This is a genomic window from Streptomyces sp. NPDC029044 (assembly GCF_040637495.1).
Taxonomy (GTDB): domain Bacteria; phylum Actinomycetota; class Actinomycetes; order Streptomycetales; family Streptomycetaceae; genus Streptomyces.
On sequence record NZ_JBEZWN010000004.1, the window covers coordinates 272,267 to 295,369 of the forward strand.

Sequence of the window (23,103 nt, forward strand, 5' to 3'; positions counted from 1 at the left end):
AGTCTCGAAAGGCTCCTTCATGCCCCTGGCCCTGCTCGCCCTTGCCGTGGGCGCCTTCGGCATCGGTACGACCGAGTTCGTGATGATGGGGCTGCTGCCCGATGTCGCGGACGACCTGAACATCTCGATACCCAGCGCCGGCCATCTGGTGTCGGCGTACGCGCTGGGCGTCGTCATCGGCGCCCCGCTGCTGGCCGCGGTTACCGCCAGGATGTCCCGGCGCACGGTCCTGATCGGCCTGATGGGGCTGTTCGTCGTGGGCAACGCGCTGTCGGCCCTCGCGCCCGACAACGGCTGGCTGCTGGCCGCCCGCTTCCTGAGCGGTCTGCCGCACGGCGCCTTCTTCGGCGTGGGCGCCGTCGTCGCGACGAACATGGTCGCCCCCGAGCGCAAGGCGCGTTCGGTCTCGCTGATGTTCCTCGGCCTGACGGTCGCGAACGTCGCGGGCGTGCCGGTCGCGACCCTGATGGGCCAGCACCTCGGCTGGAGGGCGACCTTCCTCGGCGTCAGCACCATCGGCCTGGCGGCCATCGCCGCGCTCGCGTTCCTCATCCCGCACGACCACGAGCACGCCACCGCGAAGGGCCTGCGCGGCGAACTCGCCGCCCTGCGCTCGCTGCCGGTCTGGCTGTCGCTCGGCACGACCGTCGCGGGCTTCGGTGCCCTCTTCGCCGCCTACAGCTACATCACGCCGATGCTCACCGACGCCGCCGGTTACGCCGACGCCAGCGTCACCCTGCTGCTGGCGCTGTTCGGCGTCGGTGCGACCGCCGGCAACCTGCTGGGCGGCCGCCTGGCCGACCACTCCCTGCGCGGCACGCTGTTCGGCGGCCTCACCGCACTGGTGGCGGTCCTGGCGCTGTTCCCGCTGCTGATGCGCACGGAGCTCACGGCCGCCGTGGCCGTGATCCTGCTCGGCATGGCGGCCTTCGCCACCGGCTCCCCGCTTCAGCTGATGGTCATGGAGAAGGCCTCCTCGGCGCCTTCCCTGGCCTCCTCGGCCAACCAGGCCGCCTTCAACCTGGCCAACGCCGGCGGCGCCTGGATCGGCGGCCTCGCGCTGGCCGCGGGCTTCGGTGTCACCTCCCCGGCCCTGGCCGGTGTGGCCCTGGCCGTCCTCGGCCTGGCCGTGGCGTCGCTGGCCTACGCGGTGGACCGGCGCCGGGCTCCGGTCGCCGGGCGCGAGCGGATCGTGGCGAGCCACGTCCCCCAGGAGACGCAAGCGGTGCACCACTGACGGCTTCCGGCACACGGCAGCACGCGGGACCAGGTCCCGCGTGCTGCCGTTCTCCGTCGACAGGGGTACGAGGCGGGTGCGCTATCCGACCGCCTTCGCCTGACGTCCCGTCAGTGCGCTGACCAGGTCACCCAGTCCGTCGAACCGCCCGTCGAAGTCGTCGGAGCCCGTGGGCGGGTCCCCCGCCGGCCGGTGGACGTAGGCGGTGCGCATGCCGATCGCCCGCGCGCCGCGCAGGTCCCAGGCGTGGGCGGCGACCATCAGCACGCGTTCCGGGGGGCATCCGGCGCTGTCGAGCGCGAGCCGGTAGACCTCCGGCGCCGGCTTGTAGGCCGCGGCCGCCTCGGCGGACAGGGCTTGATGCCAGCGCAGCCCGGCGTGCGCGTTGAGGTGGAGCAGGGCGGTGCGGCCGGCGTTGGACAGCCCCATCACGGGGTATCGCCGCGAGAGCCGCTCCAGCCCGGCGGCGGAGTCGTCCCAGGCGGGCAGCCGCCGCCCCGCCGTGGCGAGCCGCGCGACGGCCCCCGGGCCGGTCACCCCGGCGTGCCGGGCCACCAGCCGGGCGGCCTCGGCGTCGAGTACCTCCGTGCTCACGTACGGGCGTTGTCCCTGCCGGACGCGTTCCTGCTGCTGCTCGCAGTACCTCCGCCACAGGTCGACGAGCCCGTCGGCGGCCGTCGGGCCGGCCAGGCCGGTCGCTTCCCGTACCGCCGATCGAAGTCCGCCGGGTTCGTCGACCATGGTGCCCAGGACGTCGAAGACGACGACCTCGATGTCGTGGATCGCCGCCATCTGTTCTCCCGCGCCGGTCGGTGTGTCACCGCTTGAGCAGGTGACGATGGTGGCACCGAGTGTTGTCACCGGTCAAGGTGGTGACGGCGGTTACTGCGGCTGCGTCGCGATCTGGATCAGGTTGCCGCAGGTGTCGTCGAGGACGGCCGTGGTGACCGGGCCCATCTCCACGGGCTCCTGGGTGAAGCGGACGCCGAGGCCGGTCAGGCGCTCGTACTCGGCCCGGACGTCGGTCACGGCGAACTGGGCGAGCGGGATGCCGTCGGCGGCGAGCGCGTCGCGGTAGGGCTTGACGGCCGGGTGGCCGGCGGGCTCCAAGAGCAGTTCCGTGCCGCCGGGCTCCTCGGGGGAGACGACGGTCAGCCAACGGTCCGTCCCGCCCACCGGGACGTCGTGCTTCTTCACGAAGCCGAGGATCTCGGTGTAGAAGCGCAGGGCCTTGGCCTGGTCGTCGACGAAGACGCTGGTCAGGTGGATCCTCATAGCGGGCTCTCTTCCGGTCCGGAGGGGTCGGGCGGCGGCCACCGCTCGGTGATCTGCCGGAGTGGTGCCGTGTTCAGGTCGTGGAACTTGTAACGACCCTCCCGCCTGGTCTCCACGAGCCCGGCGGCCTCCAGCACCGCGAGGTGCTGGGAGACCGCCTGGCGCGAGATGCCGAGCCCGTGCTTCATGCTCAGCCGCGAACAGATCTCGAACAGTGTCTGCCCGGACTGCTCCGCGAGCTCGTCGAGGATGGTGCGACGGGTGGGGTCGGCCAAGGCTTTGAAGAGGTCGTCGGCCACGACCCCAGCATAGGCAAGTACTCACTTGCCTATCAAGCCCTCCCGGCCCCGTCCGTCAGCCGGCCCCGCCCCTCAGAGCGACTCCCGCCACCCGTTCGTGATCGGCAGCCGCCGGTCCTTCCCGAAGCCCTTCGGCGAGATCTTCGTGCCCGGCGGGTACTGGCGCCGCTTGTACTCGGCCGTGTCGACCATGCGCAGCGTCTTCGCGACCAGCCCCGCGTCGAACCCGGCCGCGACGATCTCGTCGGCTCCCCGGTCCCGGTCGACGTACAGCTCCAGGATCGCGTCGAGCACCGGGTAGTCGGGCAGCGAGTCCGTGTCCACCTGGCCCGGGCGCAGTTCCGCGCTCGGGGGCTTGCTGATGGAGTTCTCGGGGATCGGCGGGGTCTGGCCGCGTTCCCGGGCGGCCCGGTTGCGCCACTCGGCGAGGCGGAAGACCGACGTCTTGTAGACGTCCTTGATCGGGCCGTACGCCCCGACCGAGTCGCCGTAGAGCGTCGAGTAGCCGACCGCCAGCTCCGACTTGTTGCCCGGCGCCAGGACGATGTGGCCCTCCTGGTTGGAGATCGCCATGAGCAGCGTGCCGCGCAGACGCGACTGGAGGTTCTCCTCCGCCAGGCCCGTGAGCCCCAGCGAACCCATGTAGGCGTCGAACATCGGCTCGATCGCGACCGTGCGGTAGTTCAGGCCCGTGCGGCGGGCCAGTTCGGCGGCGTCGTCCTTGGAGTGGTCCGAGGAGTACTTCGACGGCATCGACACGCCGTACACGTTCTGCGCGCCCACCGCGTCGCACGCGATCGCCGCGACCAGCGCCGAGTCGATGCCGCCCGACAGGCCGATCAGGACCGAGCTGAAGCCGTTCTTCGCGACGTACGCCCGCAGGCCGACGACCAGCGCGGAGTAGACCTCCTCGTCGTCCTCCAGACGGTCCGCGTAGCCACCCGTGAGCTCGGGCTCGTACGGGGCGAGCGGCTCCTCCGACAGGACGACCCGGTCGATGCGCAGCCCGTCGTCGACCACGCCCGTCGGCGCGTCCGCCGACGCCGCCGGCAGGTCCAGGTCCAGGACCACGCAGCCCTCGGAGAACTGCGGCGCCCGCGCCACGACCTCGCCGTCCTTGTCGACGACGATCGAGTCGCCGTCGAACACCAGCTCGTCCTGGCCGCCGATCATCGCCAGGTAGGCCGTGGTGCAGCCGGCCTCCTGGGCCCGCTTGCGGACCAGCTCCAGGCGCGTGTCGTCCTTGTTGCGCTCATACGGGGAGGCGTTGATCGAGACCAGCAGGCCCGCCTGCGCCGAACGGGCGGCGGGGACGCGGCCGCCGTCCTGCCAGAGGTCCTCGCAGATGGCCAGGGCGACGTCCACGCCGTGCACCCGCAGCACCGGCATGCTGTCGCCGGGCACGAAGTAGCGGAACTCGTCGAACACGCCGTAGTTCGGCAGGTGGTGCTTGGCGAAGTTCAGGACCACCTCGCCGCGGTGCAGCACCGCACCCGCGTTCTGCGGCGCGCCGGCCGGCTGACCGTACTTCGGCTGGGCGGTCGCGCTGCGGTCGAGGTAGCCGACGATCACCGGCAGCTCTCCGAAGCCCTCCTCGGCCAGGCGCGCGGCGAGAGAACGCAGCGCCGCGCGGGAGGCCTCCACGAAGGACGACCTGAGCGCCAGGTCCTCGACGGGATACCCGGTCAGCACCATCTCGGGGAACGCCACGAGGTGCGCTCCCTGTTCGGCGGAGTGCCGGGTCCAGCGGACGACCGACTCGGTGTTCCCGGCGAGGTCGCCGACGCCGGCGTCGATCTGGTTCAGGGCGAGACGTAGTTGAGGCACGCCGCCCAGTGTAATCGTCAGTGCGACACAATGGGGTGGTGTGAGTCACCCCACACCACCCCATGTCCCCTTGCGGAGGTCAGCCGCGCCGGTACGACTCGACGTAGCCCTTCGCGGGTGAGCCCACGCCGGTGACGTCGTCGTAGCCCTTCACGGCGGCCAGCGAGCTGTCCTTGCCGAGACTGCGTACGGAGGTGGACAGACCGCCGGTGGCGTCGTAGCCGTTCACGAAGTCGACCCGGGCCACGGCGAGGCCGGAGCCCGTCGGGTTGTCCGTGACGTCGTGGTAGACCTTCGAACCGGCCTTTGCGTAGATCGCCGGGTTGGCGAAACCGATCGCCTTGCCGCCGCGGGCCTCCTGCGCCAGGGCCTGGATGGCCGCGATCGTCGGGGCCGCGAGCGAGGTGCCGCCGATGCGGTACTCGCTGTACGCCTGCGTCTTGCCGTCGGGCGAGGTCTGCGTCTGCCCGACCAGGAAGCCGGTGTTCGGGTCGGCGATCGCCGCGATGTCCGGGACGACCCGGTTGCCGCCCGCGCTGTTGGCCTTGGCCAGCGCGTCCGGCACGACGCCCTGCTGGTAGGAGGGCTCGGCGACGGTCCTGCTGGTGCCGCCGCCCGCGCCCGAGGTGAAGGCGCCGGGGAAGTCCGTCCAGCTCTTGCCGTCGGCCGACAGGTTCGCCTTGTCGGTGCCCCAGCCGGTCTCCCACAGGTACGTGTCGTCCTTGCCGATGGCCAGCGAGGTGCCGCCGACGGCGGTGACCCACGCCGAGTTGGCCGGGGAGTCGACCTGCTTCGTCCCGGAGCTCGCGACCTCGTCGCCGTCGTCCCCGGAGGAGAAGTAGAAGCCGATGCCCTCGACCGCGCCGAGCTGGAAGACCTGGTCGTAGGCGGCCGCGAGGTCCGGCGTCTGTGCCGCCTCGACCTCGCCCCAGGAGTTGGAGACGATGTCGGCCAGGTGGCTGTCGACGACCTTGCCGAGCGCGTCGAGCAGATCGCCGTCCATGCAGGAGGCGGCGCCGACGTAGGTGACGTCCGCGGCCGGCGCGACCGCGTGCACCGCCTCGACGTCCAGGGTCTCCTCGCCGTACCAGCCGGAGGCCGAGCAGTCCTCGGTGTTCGTGTACTTCTTCGGCAGCACCTGGTGCAGCCGGCCGGTCTTCCACGCGGCGTCACCGTTGCGCTTGGCGTAGGTGCCGGCGTCGTAGGCGATGGTCGGGGAGGCGTAGGCGTCCGTGATGGCGACCCGGACCCCCTTGCCGGTGCGCGTGCCCGCGCCGTAGGCGGCCCGCAGCTGCTTGCCCGTGTAGCCCTTCACGGCGTACGGGATCTTCTTGCCGTACGCGTCCGGGAGCGTGCTCGCGGTCTTCGAGCCGTAGTACGAGGAGAACGGCCCGGCGTTGCGGAACACGGTGTCCGGCGGCGGCAGTTGATCGTCGTGCGTGGCCATGTGCGGCGCGTTGTCCAGCCCGGTCACGGTCAGGACGGCGTCGGCCAGGCTCTGCGGCACGGAGGCGGTGCTCGCCGGGGCGCGGTAGGTCTTCGAGCCCTTGGCGAAGTTGTGCAGCTGGGTGCCGAACGCCTTCTCGGCGGCGGCCACGTCACCGCTGACGGAGACGTAGTGCCGCGTGACGCCGGTGACCTTCAGGCCGGCCGCCGTCAGCCAGGACTTCACGGCAGCCACCTGGGCCTTCGTCGCACCGAAGCGGGACTGCGCCTGCTTGGCCGTCAGGTATGTGCCGTACGAGGCCGAGTGCGGGTCGGAGACGGCCTTGGCGTAGGCGGCGAGGCCCGCCGCGTCCTTGCCGGCCAGGTAGACCCGGGCCGTCACCCGGGCGCCGTCGGAAGCGGCGCCCTTGTCCGCCTTGGCCGTGGCCCAGGCGGGCCGGGTCCCGGACAGCAGGTCGCGGACCGGGTGGTCGGCGGCGTGCGCCGCGGGTATGCCGAGCGCCAGCGCACCGGCGAGCATCGGCAGTGTCGCTGCCATGCTCACCCCGGCGCGCACCGAGGCGCGGTTGGATCTCATGGAACCCCCTGTGCGGTTCGTCGCGAGTGGATCACTCGACGGTCGCCACTCTCGCGATGAACCGTTCATGCAAGGGAATTGTGCAGCCCAAGAAGCGCTCTACGCAGACCAAGAAGAGCCCAAGAGGCCGCCCGGCAGGGCGATTTGAGGCTTACGTGCCCACCGGTGCCGGTCTAGGACCGCGGTGCGGCGCCGCGCTCCTTGAGCATGTCCGCCATCAGCAGGATCTCCGACTGCTGCGCGTCCACCATGCCCTGCGCGAGCCGCTTCTCCACGCCGACCACGCACCGGTCCACACAGCCCTCGGCCATGTGCACGCCGCCCTGGTGATGGTCCGTCATCAGCTGGAGGTAGAAGACCTCCGCCTGCTTCCCGCTGAGCTCGCCGAGCTTCTTCATCTCGGAGTTGGTCGCCATGCCGGGCATCAGCGCGCCGTCCTTGGCGGAGGCCATGCCGCCCATGTCCATCCAGGTCATCGGCGGCTTGGCGGACACCTTCGGCAGGCCCCACAGGTCGAGCCAGCCGAGCATCATCCCGCGCTGGTTGGCCTGCGTCTGCGCGATGTCGTACGCCAGGCGCCGGACCTCCTCGTCCTTCGTGCGGTCGCGCACGATGTACGACATCTCCACGGCCTGCTGGTGGTGCACCGCCATGTCCCGCGCGAACCCGGCGTCAGCGGAGTCGGCGGAGGGCGTCCTGCCGCCGCCGTCGTCCCCGGCGACGGCGTAGGTGATCGCACCGGCCGCGACGAGCGCCGTCGCCGCGGCCCCCGCGATCAGGCCGGCATGCCTCACTTGGACAGCCCGTTCGTGCAGGCGGCGCCCGGCTCGGGGGTCTGCTCGCCCTGGACGAACTTCTCGAAGAACTTGTCCACGTTCGGGTCGCTCGCGCCGGTCACCGTGCGCTGGTGGCCCCACGCCGAGAGCATGATCGGGTCCTTCTGGTCGTCCATCGGGCTCATCAGCGTGTACGGCGTCTTCTTCACCTTCGCCGCGAGCGCGTCGACGTCGGACTTCTTCGCGGCGGCGTTGTACGTCACCCACACCGCGCCGTGCTCCAGCGAGTGCACGGCGTTGGTGTTCTTCACCGGCTCGGTGTAGACGTCGCCGTTGCAGTTCATCCAGACCGGGTTGTGGTCGCCTCCCACCGGCGGTTCGGAGGCGTACTTCACGGCCTTGGTGACGTGGTTGCGGGCCAGCTTCCCCTTCCAGGTCTTGACCCCGTCCTTGCCCGTCACGAACGTGCCCTTGCCGGAGGAGTCCTTCGCCGCCGCGGTGTCACTGGCCCCGTCGTCCTGGGACTGCACGAGCACCACGCCGCCGACGACGAGTCCGGTCACGATCACGAGGCTGGCCCCGATGGTGAGGATCCGGTTGCGGCGCTCACGGGCCTGCTCGGCGCGCCGCATCTCCTCTATTCGAGCCTTGCGTGACGTGCTGGCCTTCTTGGCGGAGCCCATGAGGTGTCCTTCGTGGGAAAAGTGACGGTCGGGTGGGCTGATCGTAATGGGGGAGACGGGGCGCCTCGTAGAGCGGCCGCGGGAATGGGCCGAATCGATACGGCACCGACAGCGGGACGACAGCTGCGCCGCTCCCGGAGTCGCTCGCAGCACCGCTCCCGGAGCCGCTCCCGGCGCCCGTCTCCCGGGCTCTCCCGCCGGATGATTTGTACCGGAGATGCCCCTTACCTAGGCTGCCTGCATGCGGCTGCTGCGCTCCACCGACCTCGCCCTGCGGGTCCTGATGCGGCTCGCCGTCGCGGGCGGGTCCAGTCCGACGACCCGGGACGTCGCGGACGGCATGGACGTGCCGTACACCCACCTGGCGAAGGTCGTCGCCGAGCTCCAGCACATGGGCCTGCTCATCGCGCGCCGCGGCCGGGGCGGCGGCCTCACCCTCACCGAGCAGGGCCGGACGGCCTCGGTCGGAGCCGTGGTCCGCGCCTTCGAGGGCGGGGGCGACGTCGTCGACTGCGAGGGCCCCACCCCCTGCCCCCTCAATTCCTCCTGCCGTCTGCGCGGCGCCCTGCGCCGGGCCCAGGAGGCGTTCTTCACCTCCCTGGACCCGGTCACGGTGGAGGACATCGTGGCGGAGCCGACGGGGGCGCTGCTGCTGGGGATCTCGCGGGGTCCCGGCCCCGGTGACGTCTAGGCCTGCCCGGCCAGCCACAGGTCCGGGCCGAACACCTCGTAGTGGATGTCGGCGGGGGCCACGCCCTTCGCGATCAGCTGGGTCCGCACCGCCCGCATGAACGGGAGCGGACCGCACAGGTACGCGCGCGTGCCCGGAGCGATTGCGACGCCGGTGAGGTCGGCCAGGCCGGTGCGGGTGCCCGCCGGGGCGTCCTGCTCATACCAGAGGTGGACGGCCGCGTCGGGCAGCTTGGCCGCCCAGGCCTCGTGGTCGGCGCGCAGGGCGTGGGTCGCGGGGGAGCGGTCGGCGTGCACGACGGTGACCGGGGCGCGGTGCCCCGAGCCGGCGAGGTGCGCCAGCATCGCGGTCATCGGAGTCACGCCGATGCCCGCCGAGGCCAGCAGCAGGGGCGTGTCGGTGCCGGTGTCCAGGACCAGGTCGCCGTACGGCTCGGACAGCTCCAGGACGTCGCCCGCCCGCACGCGCGCGTGCAGGTGGCCGGAGACCTCGCCGTCGGGGGTGCCGGTCTCGCGCACGCGTTTCACGCTGATCTGCCGCAGGTCCGGGCCGGGTGCCCCGGAGAGGCTGTACTGCCGTATCTGCCGGGCGCCGTCGGCGAGGGCGACGCGGACGGAGACGTACTGGCCGGCGAGGAAGTCCCGCACCGGGCCGCCGTCGGCCGGCCGCAGCCGGAACGTGGCGACGTCAGCGGTCTCGGCGACCCGCTCGACGACCTCCCAGGTCCGCCAGGTGTGCCCGCCGCGCTCCTCGCGCAGTCGCTGCTCCACGGCGATCAGCGCGTTCGCCATCAGCCAGTAGACCTCGTCCCAGGCGGCGGCGACCTCGGGCGTGACCGCGTCGCCCAGCACCTCGGCGATGGCGGCGAACAGGTGCTCGTGCACGACGGCGTACTGCTCCGGCGCGACACCGAGCGAGGCGTGCTTGTGGGCGATGCGCTGGAGCATCGCGTCGGGACGCTGCTCCGGACGCTCCAGCAGGTGCGTCGCGAAGGCGGCGACGGAACCGGCCAGCGCCTGGCGCTGGGTGCCGGAGGCCTGGTTGCCCCGGTTGAACAGGTCCCGCAGCAGCTCCGGGTGGGCCGCGAACAGCCCGGCGTAGAAGCGCTCGGTGATCGTGCCGAGGGCCGCGCCGACGGCGGGGAGTGTGGCGCGGACGGTGGCGGCGGACTGTTCGGACAGCATCTGGGGCTCCCTCAGGGCTCGGCTGCGCGCACGCTATTTAAAGTTGCATATGAGATGCAAATTAAGTGTGTGGCGCAGCGCAAGGAACCGGCCGTTACGGATGCCGGTGCGAGCAGGCACTATGGGCGTCAGAGCAGTCCACCCGCCGTACGTGAGGCGTTCTCCCCCGGGCCGGCCGGGCGATCATGGTCCGCAACGCGTACGAAACGGAGGTGTGGTGGGATGCTCAGGTGCCCGACCGCCTCCCGTGGTACGGAAGAGAAGGCGGCCTGACCAGCAAGGATGGGGAAGCGGAAGATGGACAAGCAGCAGGAGTTCGTGCTCCGGACCTTGGAGGAGCGCGACATCCGGTTCGTACGCCTGTGGTTCACGGACGTGCTGGGCTTCCTCAAGTCCGTCGCCGTGGCCCCGGCCGAACTGGAGCAGGCCTTCGACGAGGGCATCGGCTTCGACGGCTCCGCGATCGAGGGCTTCGCCCGGGTCTACGAGTCCGACATGATCGCCAAGCCGGACCCGTCGACCTTCCAGATCCTGCCGTGGCGTGCGGAGGCCCCGGGCACGGCCCGCATGTTCTGCGACATCCTCATGCCGGACGGCTCCCCGTCCTTCGCCGACCCGCGCTACGTGCTCAAGCGCGCCCTGGCCCGCACCTCCGACCTGGGCTTCACCTTCTACACCCACCCGGAGATCGAGTTCTTCCTGCTGAAGGACCGCCCGCTGGACGGCTCCCGCCCCACCCCGGCCGACAACTCCGGCTACTTCGACCACACCCCGACCAACGTCGGCATGGACTTCCGCCGCCAGGCGATCACGATGCTGGAGTCGATGGGCATCTCGGTGGAGTTCTCCCACCACGAGGGCGCGCCGGGCCAGCAGGAGATCGACCTCCGCTACGCCGACGCGCTGTCCACGGCCGACAACATCATGACGTTCCGTCTCGTCATGAAGCAGGTGGCCCTGGAGCAGGGCGTGCACGCGACGTTCATGCCGAAGCCGTTCTCGGAGCACCCGGGCTCCGGCATGCACACCCACCTCTCCCTCTTCGAGGGCGACCGCAACGCGTTCTACGAGTCGGGCTCGGAGTACCAGCTCTCCAAGGTCGGCCGCTCCTTCATCGCGGGTCTGCTGCGGCACGCGGCGGAGATCTCGGCGGTCACCAACCAGTGGGTGAACTCCTACAAGCGCATCTGGGGCGGCGCGGAGCGCACGGCCGGCGCGGGCGGCGAGGCCCCCTCGTACATCTGCTGGGGCCACAACAACCGCTCGGCGCTCGTCCGGGTCCCGATGTACAAGCCCGGCAAGACGGGCTCGGCCCGGGTGGAGGTCCGCTCCCTCGACTCCGGCGCGAACCCGTACCTGGCGTACGCGCTGCTGCTGGCCGCCGGCCTCAAGGGCATCGAGGAGGGCTACGAGCTTCCGCCGGGCGCCGAGGACGACGTCTGGGCCCTGTCCGACGCGGAGCGCCGCGCCATGGGCATCGAGCCGCTCCCGCAGAACCTCGGCGAGGCCCTGACCCTCATGGAACGCAGCGACCTCGTCGCCGAGACCCTCGGTGAGCACGTCTTCGACTTCTTCCTGCGCAACAAGCGGCAGGAGTGGGAGGAGTACCGGAGCGAGGTCACCGCGTTCGAGCTGCGGAAGAACCTTCCGGCGCTGTAGGGGCCGGCGCAGGCTCATGAGTGCGTCGCACGGCCGGAGCGGTTGAGGCGAGGATTTTACGGCCGGGCCGGCACCGGGCCGGCACCGGGCCGGCTCCGCCCGGTGTCGGCCCGGCCGCGGTCACCAGGTGACCAGACTCGTGGACCCTCGATCGAGCCAGTCCATGAACGACACGGGCTGACCGCCCAGGTTCAGAGGAAGGATCTGATCGCAGGTGGCCCGGGCGTCGAACCACAGTGAGCCCCGGTGCGGACCGGTGACAACGAGCAGGGTCGAGAAGCCACAGCCGTTCTCCTGGATGAACACAGCGCCGGACGTCTTGTGCTCCTGGAGCACCCCGTACTCAGCGTCCCACTGCTCCCATGCCGCCCGGTGGGCGTTGGGGTCCGGGAAGTCCTGCGCCAGCGGCTCACGCGCGTCCAGCTCATCCTCGTAAGCACGGTAGGAGTCGGGATGCGGGAAGTCGGTGGTGAGCAAGTCGTAGTTGGTGCTCGAGTCCCCATACCAGCCCCAGCCGGCGGCGGATCGGTACAGGCGGTTCACCGCGCCGCCGGCGCTCTGCCGGAGCAAGTACTCCCGGTACTGGTCCGGGAACACGATGCCCAACTCCGCTTCTGCCGTGCGGATCTCCGCTTCGGACAGCGGCGGCGGGGAGGCGACCTGCCTCGCGGGTGGACGGCTGAGCTCATCCACACGCTGCCCCCGGACCACGCGTTCGTATTCGGCCATCCAATCGGTCGTCATAGTGGTGAGGGTAGACGCGAGCAATCCATCACCACCCTGCCGGGAGACGGATGCGTCCCGCTCGGTTCTTGAGGCGTGAAGATCAAGCAGGCTCGTGCCGCCATATCGCACCGTGCGCTCTGCGGCATCTCGGCTCGTCTGTTGGGATGGCTGCTCGCCGACCACTCGGAGTGACGAACACGATCAATGGCCGGCCGGCACGAACCGACTGCCGGACTCGTGCTCGTCCGTACGACGCCCAGCTGCATCACCCACCAGCCGAACGACAAGGCCGGCGCGGCCCGACATCCATCGCGGGGGAGGCCGTATGGGCCTGGCCCGCGAAGGAGCCCGTCGACACCTGTCGAAGACACAGCAGGTCAGGTGCGCCGGGCTCGGCGGACCTCCCGCGGCGCGCTCACACCGACGCGTTCTCCGACGCCGTCGTCCACGCGAACCCGTCCGGGTCGGTGAACGGCCCGGTGTCGCCCGTGATGGTCAGGCGGTGGGAGCCCGTGCCGTCGGGGGAGACGCCGGCGACCTTGGCGAGGCCGCGGCGCTTGTACAGGGCCAGCTTCACGGGGCCTCCGGTGGCGAACTCGACGTACTTGCCGCCGAAGCTCTTCCCCACGGCCAGACCGTGCTCGACGTAGAACTGCTTGCTGGCCTTCACGTCCTCGACGCCGAGCAGCAGGACGAACTCGTCGACCCGCCGGGTCGCCGGGCCGGTGTTCTTCTTCGACGAGGACGCGAGCTGCCAGATCGTCCCGTCGGGGGCCTGGACGACGCCGCCGTAGCCCCACAGCGACTTGGCGGCGGGCTTCAGCGTCGTCGCCCCGGCCCGCACGGCCGCGTCGAGGAGGGCGTCCACATCGGCCGGCTGGGCGACCACGAGCGACAGCGTGAACCCGCGGAAGCCGGAGGTCGGTGCCTCCGACGCCCGCAGGCGCAGCCGGTCGCCCAGACCGAAGGCGGCGGCGTAGAAGCGTTCGGCGGCGGCGGGGTCGGCCACCTCGACGGTGACGGATGCGATGGAAGTCATGACAACGACGCTAATCGCGCTCCCGCGCCCGTGCTTCTCGATTCCTGACCGGTTCCCCGGGGCCTCAGGCCTGCTGCCGCTTCAGGTCCGCCAGCAGCTGGTGCAGCGGCTCGGTGGCCCGGCGCCGGTACTCCTGCACCGCCCACCCGTTGCCGTCCGGGTCCTGGAAGTGCATGAACGTGGCGCCGTCGTCCGGGGAGTACTGGACCGGTTCCGAGACGTCGAGACCGCGGGCGACCAGCTCCGCGTGGGCCGCCTTGATGTCGGCGACGCACAGTTGCAGGCCCTGGTAGGAGCCCGGCGCCGGGGTGGGGCCGGGCGTCATCTGCCAGATGGACTCGCCCAGGGCGATCGAACAGCCGGAACCCGGAGGGGTCAGCTGGACGATCCGCATCCCGGGCATGACCTCCTGGTCGATGTCCACGTGGAAGCCGACCTTGTCCCGGTAGAAGTCCCGGGCGCGGTCGATGTCGGACACGGGCAGCGGGATGACTTCGAGGGTGATGTCCACGGGCATGACTCCTTCGTCCGGCCTTACGGAAACCGATCACCGGGTCCGGCTGAAGCCGGCTGAACGGCTCTTCCTCACCGAAGCCGAAAACGCCGGGCGGCGCCACCGAGTGGACGGCCGCCGGACGCGTGCCGGGGCGCAAATGGCCTTCGCGTCTCCCGGAACGCCACCAACCGCCGTACGGTGCCTCCCCCCGCCCGGCCAGGCCACCTGGCCACGCGCGCACCCCGTCCGCCTGCCGAACTCCCCGGCGCTTCCCCCGGCCCGTGCGGTTAGGCTCGAAGCCGTACGACCTTGATCGATGCATGTCCGAGGAACAGTGCGAGGGAGGCCCGGATGACGGCGGTGCCGGGGCGCAGGAGCAGTACCTTCACGAGGCTGCTGCGGCACGGTTTCACCGACGCCTCCGCCGCCGAGCGGCTCCTGGACAGCCCGGAGCTCGCGCCCCTGCGCGACGACCCGGTGCTGCTGGAGGCGCTGGGCGCCACCGCCGACCCCGATCTCGCGCTGCTCGGCCTCGTCCGGCTGCTGGAGGCCCAGCAGAGCCCCGGTGCCCGCCGGGAACTGCTCGACACCCTGATCGCGGCCAAGCCCCTGCGCGACCGCCTCCTCGGCGTCCTCGGTGCGTCCACCGCCCTCGCCGACCACCTCACCCGGCACCCGGACGACTGGCAGGCACTCGTCATGTACGAGGCGTACGACCTGCACCCCGGGGTGGAGGAGTTCGAGGCCGGACTCGCGGAGGCCACCGACCCGGTCTCCCTGCGGGTCGCCTACCGGCGCTGCCTGCTGTCCATCGCCGCCCGGGACGTCTGCGGCACCACCGGCGTCGCCGAGTCCGCCGCCGAGCTCGCCGACCTCGCCACCGCCACCCTGCGCGCCGCCCTCGCCATCGCCGGGGCGGCCGCGCCGGAGGACGCCGAGCAGTGCCGGCTCGCGGTCATCGCGATGGGCAAGTGCGGCGGCCACGAGCTGAACTACGTCTCCGACGTGGACGTCATCTTCGTCGGGGAGGCCACCGAGGGCACCGACGAGACCAAAGCCGTACGCGCCGCGACCCGGCTCGCCTCGCACATGATGCGGATCTGCTCGGAGACGACCGTCGAGGGCTCCATCTGGCCCGTCGACGCCAACCTGCGGCCCGAGGGCCGCAACGGCCCCCTCGTGCGGACCCTCTCCAGCCACCTCGCCTACTACCAGCGCTGGGCCAAGACCTGGGAGTTCCAGGCGCTGCTCAAGGCCCGCCCGGTGGCCGGCGACCTCGGCCTCGGCGAGGAGTACGTCGCCGCCGTCCAGCCCCTGGTGTGGAAGGCCGCCGAGCGCGAGAACTTCGTGCCCGACGTGCAGAAGATGCGCCGCCGGGTCGTGGAGAACATCCCCGTCGCAGAGGTCGACCGCCAGCTGAAGCTGGGCCCCGGCGGCCTCAGGGACGTCGAGTTCGCCGTGCAGCTGCTCCAGCTGGTGCACGGCCGGGCCGACACCTCCCTGCGCAGCGGCACGACCCTGGACGCGCTGGAGGCCCTCGCCGCCGGCGGCTACGTCGGCCGGTCCGACGCGGCCCAGCTCGACGACGCCTACCGCTTCCTGCGCTCCATGGAGCACCGCATCCAGCTGTTCCGGCTGCGGCGCACCCACCTCGTCCCCGAGGACGAGGCCGAGCTGCGCCGCATCGGCCGCTCCCTCGGCCTGCGCACGGACCCGGTCGCCGACCTGCACCGCGAGTGGCGGCGGCACGCGGGTGTCGTCCGCCGGCTGCACGAGAAGCTCTTCTACCGGCCGCTGCTCGACGCGGTCGCCCAGCTCGCCACCGGCGAGGCCCGGCTCAGCACCGAGGCGGCCCGCGAACGCATGGTCGCCCTCGGCTACGCCGACCCCGCCGCCGCCCTGCGCCACCTGGAGGCGCTGGCCTCCGGCGTCACCCGCAAGGCCGCCATCCAGCGCACCCTGCTGCCCGTGCTGCTCGGCTGGTTCGCCGACTCGGCCGACCCGGACGCGGGGCTGCTCAACTTCCGCAAGGTGTCCGACGCGCTCGGCAAGACCCCCTGGTACCTGCGGCTGCTGCGGGACGAGGGCGCCGCCGCGCAGAACCTCGCCCGGGTGCTGTCCGCCGGCCGCCTCGCGCCCGACCTGCTGATGCGCGCCCCCGAGGCGGTCGCGCTGCTCGGCGACGGGGACGGCGGTGGTCTGGAACCCCGGCCGCGCACCCACCTGGAGCAGGAGATACTCGCCGCCGTGAAACGCGCCGACGGCGCCGCCCAGGCGGTCACGGCGGCTCGCGGGGTGCGCCGCCGGGAGCTGTTCCGCACGGCCGCCGCCGACATCGTCGGCTCCTACGGCACCGAGGAGCAGCCCGCCGAGGCCGACCAGGGCGCCCTGGTGGACCGGGTCGGCGCCGCGGTGTCGGATCTGACCGCCGCGACCCTGGCCGGCACGCTCCGCGCCGTCGTGCGGGACAACTGGGGGGACGACCTGCCCACCCGGTTCGCGATCATCGGCATGGGCCGGTTCGGCGGCCACGAACTGGGCTACGGCTCCGACGCGGACGTGCTGTTCGTGCACGAGCCGCGCGACGGCGTCGACGAGCGGACAGCGGCCCAGGCGGCCAACAAGGTCGTCTCCGAGATGCGCCGCCTGCTCCAGATCCCCAGCGCCGACCCGCCCCTGCTCATCGACGCCGACCTGCGCCCGGAGGGCAAGTCCGGGCCGCTGGTCCGCACGCTCACGTCGTACGCGGCGTACTACCGCCGCTGGTCCCTGACCTGGGAGTCGCACGCGCTGCTGCGGGCCGAGCCCGTCGCGGGCGACGCCGATCTGGGCCGACGCTTCATCGAGCTCATCGACCCGCTGCGCCACCCGGCGGACGGGCTCACCGACGAGGCCGTGCGCGAGATCCGCCGGCTGAAGGCCCGCATGGAGTCCGAGCGGCTGCCGCGCGGCGCCGACCCCAAGCTGCACGCCAAGCTCGGTCCGGGCGGCCTGTCCGACGTGGAGTGGACCGTGCAGCTCATGCAGCTGCGGCACGGCTCGGCGGTGCCGGGCCTGCGCACCACCCGTACCCGTGAGGCCCTGGCCGCGGCCCGCTCGGCCGGGCTGATCACCGACGAGGACGCGGCGACCCTCGACGAGGCCTGGGTCCTCGCCACCCGCGTCCGCAACGCGGTGATGCTGGTCCGCGGCCGGGCCGGCGACACCTTCCCCTCCGACCCGCGGGAACTGGCGGCCGTGGGACGTTACTTGGGCTACGGCCCCGGCCACGTCGGCGACATGCTCGACGGCTACCGGCGGACCGCGCGCCGGGCGAGGGGCGTGATGGAGGAACTGTTCTACGGGGCCGCCGAGCGCTGAGGGCCGCCGGTCCGCGCCCCGGGCCCGCTGTCTCCCCCCTCCCGGGCCGCGTCCCGCCCGGGGGCCGGGGCCGTCCGGGGCAGTGCGTACGGCTGCCTTCCGTACCAGAGCCGGGCCACCGTGAACCCGAAGGCCAGGCACAGCACGCCACCGACCGCATCCAGCCAGAAGTGGTTGGCCGTGGCGACGATGACCACCAGCGTCAGCACCGGGTACAGCAGGCCCAGCACCCGCACCCAGGGGACGCTCGCCAGCGCGAAGATCGTCAGGCCGCACCACACGGACCAGCCGATGTGCATCGACGGCATCGCGGCGTACTGGTTGGACATGTGCTTCAGGTCGCCGGACGCCATGGAACCCCAGGTCTGGTGGACCATGACCGTGTCGATGAAGCCGCCGCCGTTCATCAGTCGCGGGGGAGCGAGCGGATACAGGTAGTAACCGAGCAGGGCGACGGCCGTGGTCGCGAACAGCACCAGCCGGGTCGCCGCGTAACGGCCGGGATGACGACGGTAGAGCCACACCAGGACACCCAGCGTGACGATGAAGTGGAGCGTCGCGTAGTAGTAGTTCATCCCGACGATGAGCCAATGCACCGAGTTCACGGCGTGGTTGACCGACTCCTCGACGGCGATGCCCACGTGGTGCTCGGCCCGCCAGATCCAGTCGGCGTTGCGCAGCGCCTCGGCCTTCTGCTCCGGCACGGCGTTGCGGACGAGCGAGTACGTCCAGTAACTCACCGCGATCAGCAGGATCTCGAACCAGAACCGGGGCCGGTGCGGGGTGCGCAGCCGGCGCAGCGGACCGGGCCCCGGATCGGCCGCAACAGGGTCCGGGAGGGCCGCTTCCAGGCTCTCCGGCTTCGTTACGGTCGTTTCACCCATAGGCGCAAAGTCTGCCAGAAAAGGACTTACCCACCGATCATCCCGCGGCCCCGTGCGGGCCGCATGTCCTACGGCGAAATCAAGCCGCAGGCCTCAGGAGCGGGCGCGGTCCCCGGGAGCCGAAGCGGTCGAACCGCGCACCACCAGTTCGGGCATGAACACGAACTCGCTGTGCGGCGCGGGCGTCCCGCCGATCTCCTCCAGCAGCGTGCGCACGGCGGCCTGCCCCATCGCCGGGACCGGCTTGCGGACCGTGGTCAGGGGCGGGTCGGTGAAGGCGATCAGCGGGGAGTCGTCGAAGCCGACCACGGAGATGTCCTTCGGTACGTCCAGACCGAGCTGCCGGGCCGCCCGGATCGCGCCCAGCGCCATCATGTCGCTGGCGCACACCACGGCCGTGCAGTTCCGTTCGATCAACGCGACGGCCGCCGCCTGACCACCCTCAAGGGTGTACAGGGAGTGCTGCACCAGCTCCGACTCGACGGTCGCGGCGTCGAGGCCCAACTGGTCCTGCACCGCGCGCACGAACCCCTCGATCTTGCGCTGCACCGGCACGAACCGCTTGGGCCCGAGGGCCAGACCGATCCGGGTGTGCCCCAGGGACGCCAGGTGCGTGACCGCGAGGCTCATCGCGGCGCGGTCGTCGGGGGAGATGAACGGAGCCTGCACCTTCGGCGAGAAACCGTCGACCAGGACGTAGGGCACGCCCTGCGCGCGCAGCCGGTCGTAGCGCTGCATGTCGGCGGTGGTGTCCGCGTGCAGTCCGGAGACGTAGATGATGCCCGCGACCCCGCGGTCCACGAGCATCTCCGTCAGCTCGTCCTCGGTCGAGCCGCCCGGGGTCTGGGTGGCCAGCACCGGGGTGTAGCCCTGCCGCGTCAGCGCCTGGCCGATGACCTGCGCCAGGGCCGGGAAGATCGGGTTCTCCAGCTCCGGGGTGATCAGCCCCACCAGTCCCTCGCTGCGCTGGCGCAGGCGCACCGGGCGTTCGTAGCCCAGCACGTCGAGGGCGGCCAGCACGGACTGGCGGGTGGTGGCGGCGACGCCCGGCTTCCCGTTGAGGACGCGGCTGACGGTCGCTTCGCTCACCCCCGCCTGCACAGCGATGTCGGCAAGCCGTGTGGTCACAGCACTGGACTGTAGCGGCCGGGGTTCTCCTTGCACACCGACGGGACGCCTGGTGCGCGCCGTCGCACGGCCCGCTGCGGGTGGCTTGGTCATCGCGGTCCTCGAAACTCGTGGTCGGCGTCCGATCCGCAACGGATGATTCCCCCGGCGGAGACGGATGGCAAGTGCTTGCAGAGTCTTGCACAGCTGTCCGACTCCCCGTCGATCAGCGGTAACTCCGGGCTTCAGGGTGATCGGCGTGAGGTCACGGCGGGATAACCATCCGCACCTCTTGCAAGTTTTTGCTGCAAGGTCTTTCGCAAGTCCTTCCAGCGCGGCTAATCTCACCGACGCCCGGCCGCCAACGGCGCAGTCGGCAGCACGAACGGGCTTCACCCTCAAGGAGAACTCATGCGGCGTGGCATAGCGGCCACCGCGCTGGTGGCGTCCCTCGCCCTGGCGGCGACGGCCTGCGGCGGAAGCGACAGCGGCGACGAGGCCGGCGGCCCGGTCACCATCACCTGGTGGGACACCTCCAACGCGACCAACGAGGCGCCGACGTACCAGGCCCTGGTCAAGGAGTTCGAGGCCGCCAACAAGGACATCAAGGTCAAGTACGTCAACGTCCCCTTCGACCAGGCGCAGAACAAGTTCGACACCGCCGCCGGTTCCAAGGGCGCCCCCGACGTGCTGCGCTCCGAGGTCGGCTGGACCCCCGCCTTCGCGAAGAAGGGCTTCTTCGCGCCGCTGGACGGCACCGAGGCCCTCGCCGAGCAGGACAAGTTCCAGCCCAGCCTGATCGAGCAGGCCAAGTACGAGGGCAAGACCTACGGCGTCCCCTTCACCACGGACACCCTCGCCCTCGTCTACAACAAGGCCCTGTTCAAGAAGGCCGGCATCGAGGCCCCCAAGACCTGGGACGACCTGAAGAAGGCCGCCGCCACCATCAAGGACAAGACCGGCGTCGACGGCTACTGGGGCTCCACCCAGGCCTACTACGCCCAGTCCTTCCTCTACGGCGAGGGCACCGACACCGTCGACGCCGACGCCAAGAAGATCACCGTCACCTCGCCCGAGGCCAAGAAGGCCTACGGCACCTGGCAGGGGCTCTTCAAGGGCAAGGGCCTGCACAAGGCCGACACCACCGCCGACGCCTACGCCCACATCCAGGAGGCGTTCGTCAGCGGCAAGGTCGCCTCGATCGTCCAGGGCCCGTGGGAGATCACGAACTTCTACAAGGGCTCGGCCTTCAAGGACAAGAACAACCTCGGCATCGCCACCGTCCCGGCCGGCTCCACCGGCAAGGCGGGCGCCCCGACCGGCGGCCACAACCTCTCGGTGTACGCGGGTTCGGACAAGGCCCACCAGGAGGCCTCGCTGAAGTTCGTGAAGTTCATGACCTCGGCCAAGGCCCAGGAGACCATCGCGCTGAAGAACAACACGCTCCCCACGCGCGAGGACGCCTACACCGCGAAGGTCAAGGCCGACCCGGGCATCGCCGGCTACCAGGGCGTGCTCTCCGCCGCCCAGCCGCGCCCGGCGCTGCCCGAGTACAGCTCCCTGTGGGGCCCGCTGGACGACGAGCTGATCAAGATCGCGGGCGGCAAGGTGTCCCTGGACAAGGGCCTCGGCAACGCCGAGACGGCCATCGCCAAGCTGGTGCCGGACTTCTCCAAGTGAGTGCCGGGTGGCCGCCGGATCCCCCTGTCATGAGGGAGGGATCCGGCGGCCACCGGCCCGCGCCTGCGCCTCGACCCGGGCAGCTCCCCTCCGAACTCCTTGAACTTCCAGAAGGTGTCGAACCATGACAGTCGCCATCGACCGAGCGACCGGCAAGCGGCGCGGTGAGCGGGAACCACGGCCCGGGCCGGTGCAGCGGCTGAGGAACGGCCTCCACAAGCACTGGTACGCCTACGCGATGATCGCCCCGGTGGCGATCGTCCTCGCCGTCCTCGTGCTGTACCCGCTGGGCTACGGCCTGTACCTCACCCTCACCGACGCCACCAGCCTGAACACCGCCCGTACGATCGGCGTCAACGAGATCGACGCCACCTACAAGTTCATCGGCCTGGACAACTACGCCGACATCCTGTGGGGCCCGACGGCGTACGACCGCTTCTGGTCGCACTTTTTGTGGACGATCTTCTGGACGGCGGCCTGCGTCGCCCTGCACTACGGCATCGGTCTCGGCCTCGCCCTGCTGCTCAACCAGAAGCTGCGCGGCCGCACCCTCTACCGGATGATCCTGGTGCTGCCCTGGGCGGTGCCGACCTTCGTCACCGTGTTCGGCTGGCGGTTCATGCTCGCCGACGGCGGCGTCATCAACTCCGGCCTGGAACTCCTGCACCTGCCGACGCCGTCCTGGCTGGAGGACACCTTCTGGCAGCGGTTCTCCGCGATCATGGTCAACACCTGGTGCGGTGTGCCGTTCATGATGGTCTCGCTCCTCGGCGGCCTTCAGTCGATCGACGCGAGCCTGTACGAGGCCTCCGAGATGGACGGCGCCAACGCCTGGCAGCGCTTCCGCTACGTCACCCTGCCCGGCCTCAGGTCGGTGAGCACCACGGTCGTCCTGCTCGGCGTCATCTGGACGTTCAACCAGTTCGCCATCATCTTCCTGCTGTTCGGCAACACCGCCCCGGACGCCCAGATCCTCGTGACCTGGGCCTACCAGCTGGGCTTCGGGCAGCAGCCGCGCGACTACGCCCAGTCCGCCGCGTACGGAATCCTGCTGCTGTCGATCCTGATCGTCTTCACCTCCTTCTACCGCCGCTGGCTGAACCGCAACGAGCAGCAGCTCGCGATCTGAGGCAGGAGTCCGAAATGAGTACGACCACCGTCGAGACCCCCGCCGCGGCGGGCGAGCAGCGCCCCGCGGGTTCCCCCGGCAGGACGCGCCGGCGCGGCGAGCAGAGCCGCGCGGCCTCCCTCGCCTCGCACGCCGTGCTGATCGTGGCGAGCCTGACCGCGCTCTTCCCGGTCGCCTGGCTGTTCTTCCTGTCCCTCGGACCGGACAAGGACGACTACCTCCACCCCGGACGCATCTGGGGCAAGATCACGCTCGACAACTACGCGTTCGTCCTCCAGGACACCGGCTTCTTCGACTGGCTGAAGAGCACGCTGATCGTCGTGCTGGGCACGACACTGATCGGTGTCGTGGTCGCCGCGTCGACCGGATACGCGGTCTCCCGCATGCGCTTCCCGGGCTACCGGAAGCTGATGTGGGTGCTGCTCGTCACCCAGATGTTCCCCATCGCGGTACTGATCGTGCCGATGTACCAGATCCTCTCGGATCTCCAGCTCATCGACAGCTACCTTGGTCTCATCCTTGTCAACTGCACCACGATCGTGCCGTACTGCGCCTGGCTGATGAAGGGCTATTTCGACACCATCCCGTTCGAGATCGACGAGGCGGGGCGCGTCGACGGGCTGACCCCCTTCGGCACGTTCGCGCGGCTCATCCTGCCGCTCGCCAAGCCCGGGCTCGCGGTCGCGGCCTTCTACAGCTTCCTCACGGCCTTCGGTGAGGTCGCGTTCGCCTCGACGTTCATGCTGAGCGACGGCAACTACACGTTCGCCGTCGGCTTGCAGACGTTCGTGAGCGAACACGACGCGCAGCGCAACCTGATGGCCGCGACGGCTGTGCTGATCGCGATACCGGCCGCTGCCTTCTTCTACCTCGTGCAGAAGAACCTGGTGACCGGGCTCACCGCCGGCGGCACGAAGGGGTGACGCACGCTCCGCTGGTGGAGCCGAGACGGGCCGTCGCCGGGCTGCGGCGCCATCGTGGCTGGTCGCGCAGTTCCCCGCGCCCCTTGGGACGCTGCCGATCCGCCC

Annotated in this window: 20 protein-coding genes; 7 read left to right on the plus strand and 13 right to left on the minus strand. The window is 70.9% G+C overall.

The features are described from left to right. The first annotated feature begins 19 nt into the window (after positions 1 to 19). Positions 20 to 1,237, plus strand: a complete 1,218-nt coding sequence (locus tag AB0E85_RS06140) for an MFS transporter (protein ID WP_361923106.1) — start codon at positions 20 to 22, stop codon at positions 1,235 to 1,237. A gap of 81 nt (positions 1,238 to 1,318) precedes the next feature. On the opposite strand, the gene AB0E85_RS06145 is transcribed toward AB0E85_RS06140, so the two are convergent. From AB0E85_RS06145 to AB0E85_RS06175, 7 genes are all read right to left on the minus strand, one after another. Then, positions 1,319 to 2,029 carry a haloacid dehalogenase type II gene (locus tag AB0E85_RS06145; protein ID WP_361923029.1) on the minus strand — a complete coding sequence of 237 codons (711 nt, stop codon included), beginning with the start codon at positions 2,027 to 2,029 and terminating at the stop codon, positions 1,319 to 1,321. Positions 2,030 to 2,119: 90 nt separating this feature from the next. Further along, the gene (locus AB0E85_RS06150; protein WP_361923032.1) at positions 2,120 to 2,512 is read right to left on the minus strand and encodes a VOC family protein; all 393 of its coding nucleotides are present in this window, start codon (positions 2,510 to 2,512) and stop codon (positions 2,120 to 2,122) included. After that, entirely contained in the window at positions 2,509 to 2,811 is a 303-nt protein-coding gene (locus tag AB0E85_RS06155; protein WP_361923035.1) for a metalloregulator ArsR/SmtB family transcription factor, read from the minus strand. Before AB0E85_RS06155 ends, AB0E85_RS06150 begins: the two co-directional genes overlap by 4 nt. A gap of 72 nt (positions 2,812 to 2,883) precedes the next feature. Next, complete coding sequence (locus AB0E85_RS06160) at positions 2,884 to 4,638, minus strand: NAD+ synthase (protein ID WP_361923038.1); 1,755 nt, start codon at positions 4,636 to 4,638, stop codon at positions 2,884 to 2,886. A gap of 79 nt (positions 4,639 to 4,717) precedes the next feature. Next, positions 4,718 to 6,661 carry a S53 family peptidase gene (locus AB0E85_RS06165; RefSeq protein WP_361923040.1) on the minus strand — a complete coding sequence of 648 codons (1,944 nt, stop codon included), beginning with the start codon at positions 6,659 to 6,661 and terminating at the stop codon, positions 4,718 to 4,720. Between the two features lie 173 nt (positions 6,662 to 6,834). Continuing rightward, on the minus strand, positions 6,835 to 7,455 hold the full coding sequence (locus AB0E85_RS06170; RefSeq protein ID WP_361923043.1) for a DUF305 domain-containing protein: 621 nt from the start codon (positions 7,453 to 7,455) through the stop codon (positions 6,835 to 6,837). Further along, a complete protein-coding gene (locus AB0E85_RS06175; RefSeq protein WP_361923046.1) occupies positions 7,452 to 8,120 on the minus strand; it encodes a DUF3105 domain-containing protein in 669 nt (222 codons plus the stop codon). Before AB0E85_RS06175 ends, AB0E85_RS06170 begins: the two co-directional genes overlap by 4 nt. Before the next feature lie 241 nt (positions 8,121 to 8,361). Here AB0E85_RS06175 and AB0E85_RS06180 point away from each other — a divergent pair, with 241 nt between their 5' ends. Next, on the plus strand, positions 8,362 to 8,811 hold the full coding sequence (locus tag AB0E85_RS06180) for an Rrf2 family transcriptional regulator (RefSeq protein WP_361923049.1): 450 nt from the start codon (positions 8,362 to 8,364) through the stop codon (positions 8,809 to 8,811). On the opposite strand, the gene AB0E85_RS06185 is transcribed toward AB0E85_RS06180, so the two are convergent. Further along, the gene (locus AB0E85_RS06185) at positions 8,808 to 9,995 is read right to left on the minus strand and encodes a globin domain-containing protein (protein WP_361923052.1); all 1,188 of its coding nucleotides are present in this window, start codon (positions 9,993 to 9,995) and stop codon (positions 8,808 to 8,810) included. The two genes, AB0E85_RS06180 and AB0E85_RS06185, sit on opposite strands and share 4 nt — an antisense overlap. 297 nt (positions 9,996 to 10,292) lie before the next feature. Here AB0E85_RS06185 and glnA point away from each other — a divergent pair, with 297 nt between their 5' ends. Further along, positions 10,293 to 11,654 (plus strand): type I glutamate--ammonia ligase, encoded by a 1,362-nt coding sequence (glnA, locus tag AB0E85_RS06190; protein WP_030837357.1) that lies wholly within the window; start codon positions 10,293 to 10,295, stop codon positions 11,652 to 11,654. Between the two features lie 120 nt (positions 11,655 to 11,774). Here glnA and AB0E85_RS06195 read toward each other — a convergent pair whose 3' ends face one another. The 3 genes from AB0E85_RS06195 to AB0E85_RS06205 all read right to left on the minus strand — a co-directional run bounded on the left by AB0E85_RS06195 (position 11,775) and on the right by AB0E85_RS06205 (position 13,930). Further along, positions 11,775 to 12,398 carry an SMI1/KNR4 family protein gene (locus AB0E85_RS06195; protein ID WP_361923055.1) on the minus strand — a complete coding sequence of 208 codons (624 nt, stop codon included), beginning with the start codon at positions 12,396 to 12,398 and terminating at the stop codon, positions 11,775 to 11,777. 397 nt (positions 12,399 to 12,795) lie between these two features. Next, the gene (locus AB0E85_RS06200; protein ID WP_361923058.1) at positions 12,796 to 13,419 is read right to left on the minus strand and encodes a glyoxalase; all 624 of its coding nucleotides are present in this window, start codon (positions 13,417 to 13,419) and stop codon (positions 12,796 to 12,798) included. A gap of 64 nt (positions 13,420 to 13,483) precedes the next feature. Next, positions 13,484 to 13,930 (minus strand): VOC family protein, encoded by a 447-nt coding sequence (locus AB0E85_RS06205; RefSeq protein WP_053672033.1) that lies wholly within the window; start codon positions 13,928 to 13,930, stop codon positions 13,484 to 13,486. 336 nt (positions 13,931 to 14,266) lie between these two features. On the opposite strand from AB0E85_RS06205, the gene AB0E85_RS06210 reads away from it, so the two are divergent. Next, a complete protein-coding gene (locus tag AB0E85_RS06210; RefSeq protein ID WP_361923061.1) occupies positions 14,267 to 17,275 on the plus strand; it encodes a bifunctional [glutamine synthetase] adenylyltransferase/[glutamine synthetase]-adenylyl-L-tyrosine phosphorylase in 3,009 nt (1,002 codons plus the stop codon). On the opposite strand, the gene AB0E85_RS06215 is transcribed toward AB0E85_RS06210, so the two are convergent. After that, on the minus strand, positions 17,254 to 18,159 hold the full coding sequence (locus AB0E85_RS06215) for a phosphatase PAP2 family protein (RefSeq protein WP_361923064.1): 906 nt from the start codon (positions 18,157 to 18,159) through the stop codon (positions 17,254 to 17,256). The genes AB0E85_RS06210 and AB0E85_RS06215 overlap by 22 nt on opposite strands. Positions 18,160 to 18,252: 93 nt before the next feature. Continuing rightward, the gene (locus AB0E85_RS06220) at positions 18,253 to 19,287 is read right to left on the minus strand and encodes a LacI family DNA-binding transcriptional regulator (protein WP_361923066.1); all 1,035 of its coding nucleotides are present in this window, start codon (positions 19,285 to 19,287) and stop codon (positions 18,253 to 18,255) included. A gap of 390 nt (positions 19,288 to 19,677) precedes the next feature. On the opposite strand from AB0E85_RS06220, the gene AB0E85_RS06225 reads away from it, so the two are divergent. The 3 genes from AB0E85_RS06225 (at position 19,678) to AB0E85_RS06235 (ending at position 22,998) form a co-directional block, all read left to right on the plus strand. After that, entirely contained in the window at positions 19,678 to 20,946 is a 1,269-nt protein-coding gene (locus tag AB0E85_RS06225; RefSeq protein WP_361923069.1) for an extracellular solute-binding protein, read from the plus strand. Positions 20,947 to 21,070: 124 nt separating this feature from the next. Next, positions 21,071 to 22,075: a sugar ABC transporter permease gene (locus AB0E85_RS06230; RefSeq protein ID WP_361923072.1), complete on the plus strand. Its 1,005-nt coding sequence runs from the start codon at positions 21,071 to 21,073 to the stop codon at positions 22,073 to 22,075. Between the two features lie 14 nt (positions 22,076 to 22,089). Further along, positions 22,090 to 22,998 (plus strand): ABC transporter permease subunit, encoded by a 909-nt coding sequence (locus AB0E85_RS06235; RefSeq protein ID WP_361923075.1) that lies wholly within the window; start codon positions 22,090 to 22,092, stop codon positions 22,996 to 22,998. Positions 22,999 to 23,103: the final 105 nt, after the last annotated feature.

Coding starts and splice junctions, on each gene's coding strand:
- AB0E85_RS06140 (WP_361923106.1), top strand. CDS start 20: ATGCCCCTGGCCCTGCTCGCCCTTGCCGTGGGCGCCTTCGGCATCGGT.
- AB0E85_RS06145 (WP_361923029.1), bottom strand. CDS start 2,029: ATGGCGGCGATCCACGACATCGAGGTCGTCGTCTTCGACGTCCTGGGC.
- AB0E85_RS06150 (WP_361923032.1), bottom strand. CDS start 2,512: ATGAGGATCCACCTGACCAGCGTCTTCGTCGACGACCAGGCCAAGGCC.
- AB0E85_RS06165 (WP_361923040.1), bottom strand. CDS start 6,661: ATGAGATCCAACCGCGCCTCGGTGCGCGCCGGGGTGAGCATGGCAGCG.
- AB0E85_RS06175 (WP_361923046.1), bottom strand. CDS start 8,120: ATGGGCTCCGCCAAGAAGGCCAGCACGTCACGCAAGGCTCGAATAGAG.
- AB0E85_RS06180 (WP_361923049.1), top strand. CDS start 8,362: ATGCGGCTGCTGCGCTCCACCGACCTCGCCCTGCGGGTCCTGATGCGG.
- AB0E85_RS06185 (WP_361923052.1), bottom strand. CDS start 9,995: ATGCTGTCCGAACAGTCCGCCGCCACCGTCCGCGCCACACTCCCCGCC.
- glnA (WP_030837357.1), top strand. CDS start 10,293: ATGGACAAGCAGCAGGAGTTCGTGCTCCGGACCTTGGAGGAGCGCGAC.
- AB0E85_RS06195 (WP_361923055.1), bottom strand. CDS start 12,398: ATGACGACCGATTGGATGGCCGAATACGAACGCGTGGTCCGGGGGCAG.
- AB0E85_RS06200 (WP_361923058.1), bottom strand. CDS start 13,419: ATGACTTCCATCGCATCCGTCACCGTCGAGGTGGCCGACCCCGCCGCC.
- AB0E85_RS06210 (WP_361923061.1), top strand. CDS start 14,267: ATGACGGCGGTGCCGGGGCGCAGGAGCAGTACCTTCACGAGGCTGCTG.
- AB0E85_RS06215 (WP_361923064.1), bottom strand. CDS start 18,159: ATGGGTGAAACGACCGTAACGAAGCCGGAGAGCCTGGAAGCGGCCCTC.
- AB0E85_RS06225 (WP_361923069.1), top strand. CDS start 19,678: ATGCGGCGTGGCATAGCGGCCACCGCGCTGGTGGCGTCCCTCGCCCTG.
- AB0E85_RS06230 (WP_361923072.1), top strand. CDS start 21,071: ATGACAGTCGCCATCGACCGAGCGACCGGCAAGCGGCGCGGTGAGCGG.
- AB0E85_RS06235 (WP_361923075.1), top strand. CDS start 22,090: ATGAGTACGACCACCGTCGAGACCCCCGCCGCGGCGGGCGAGCAGCGC.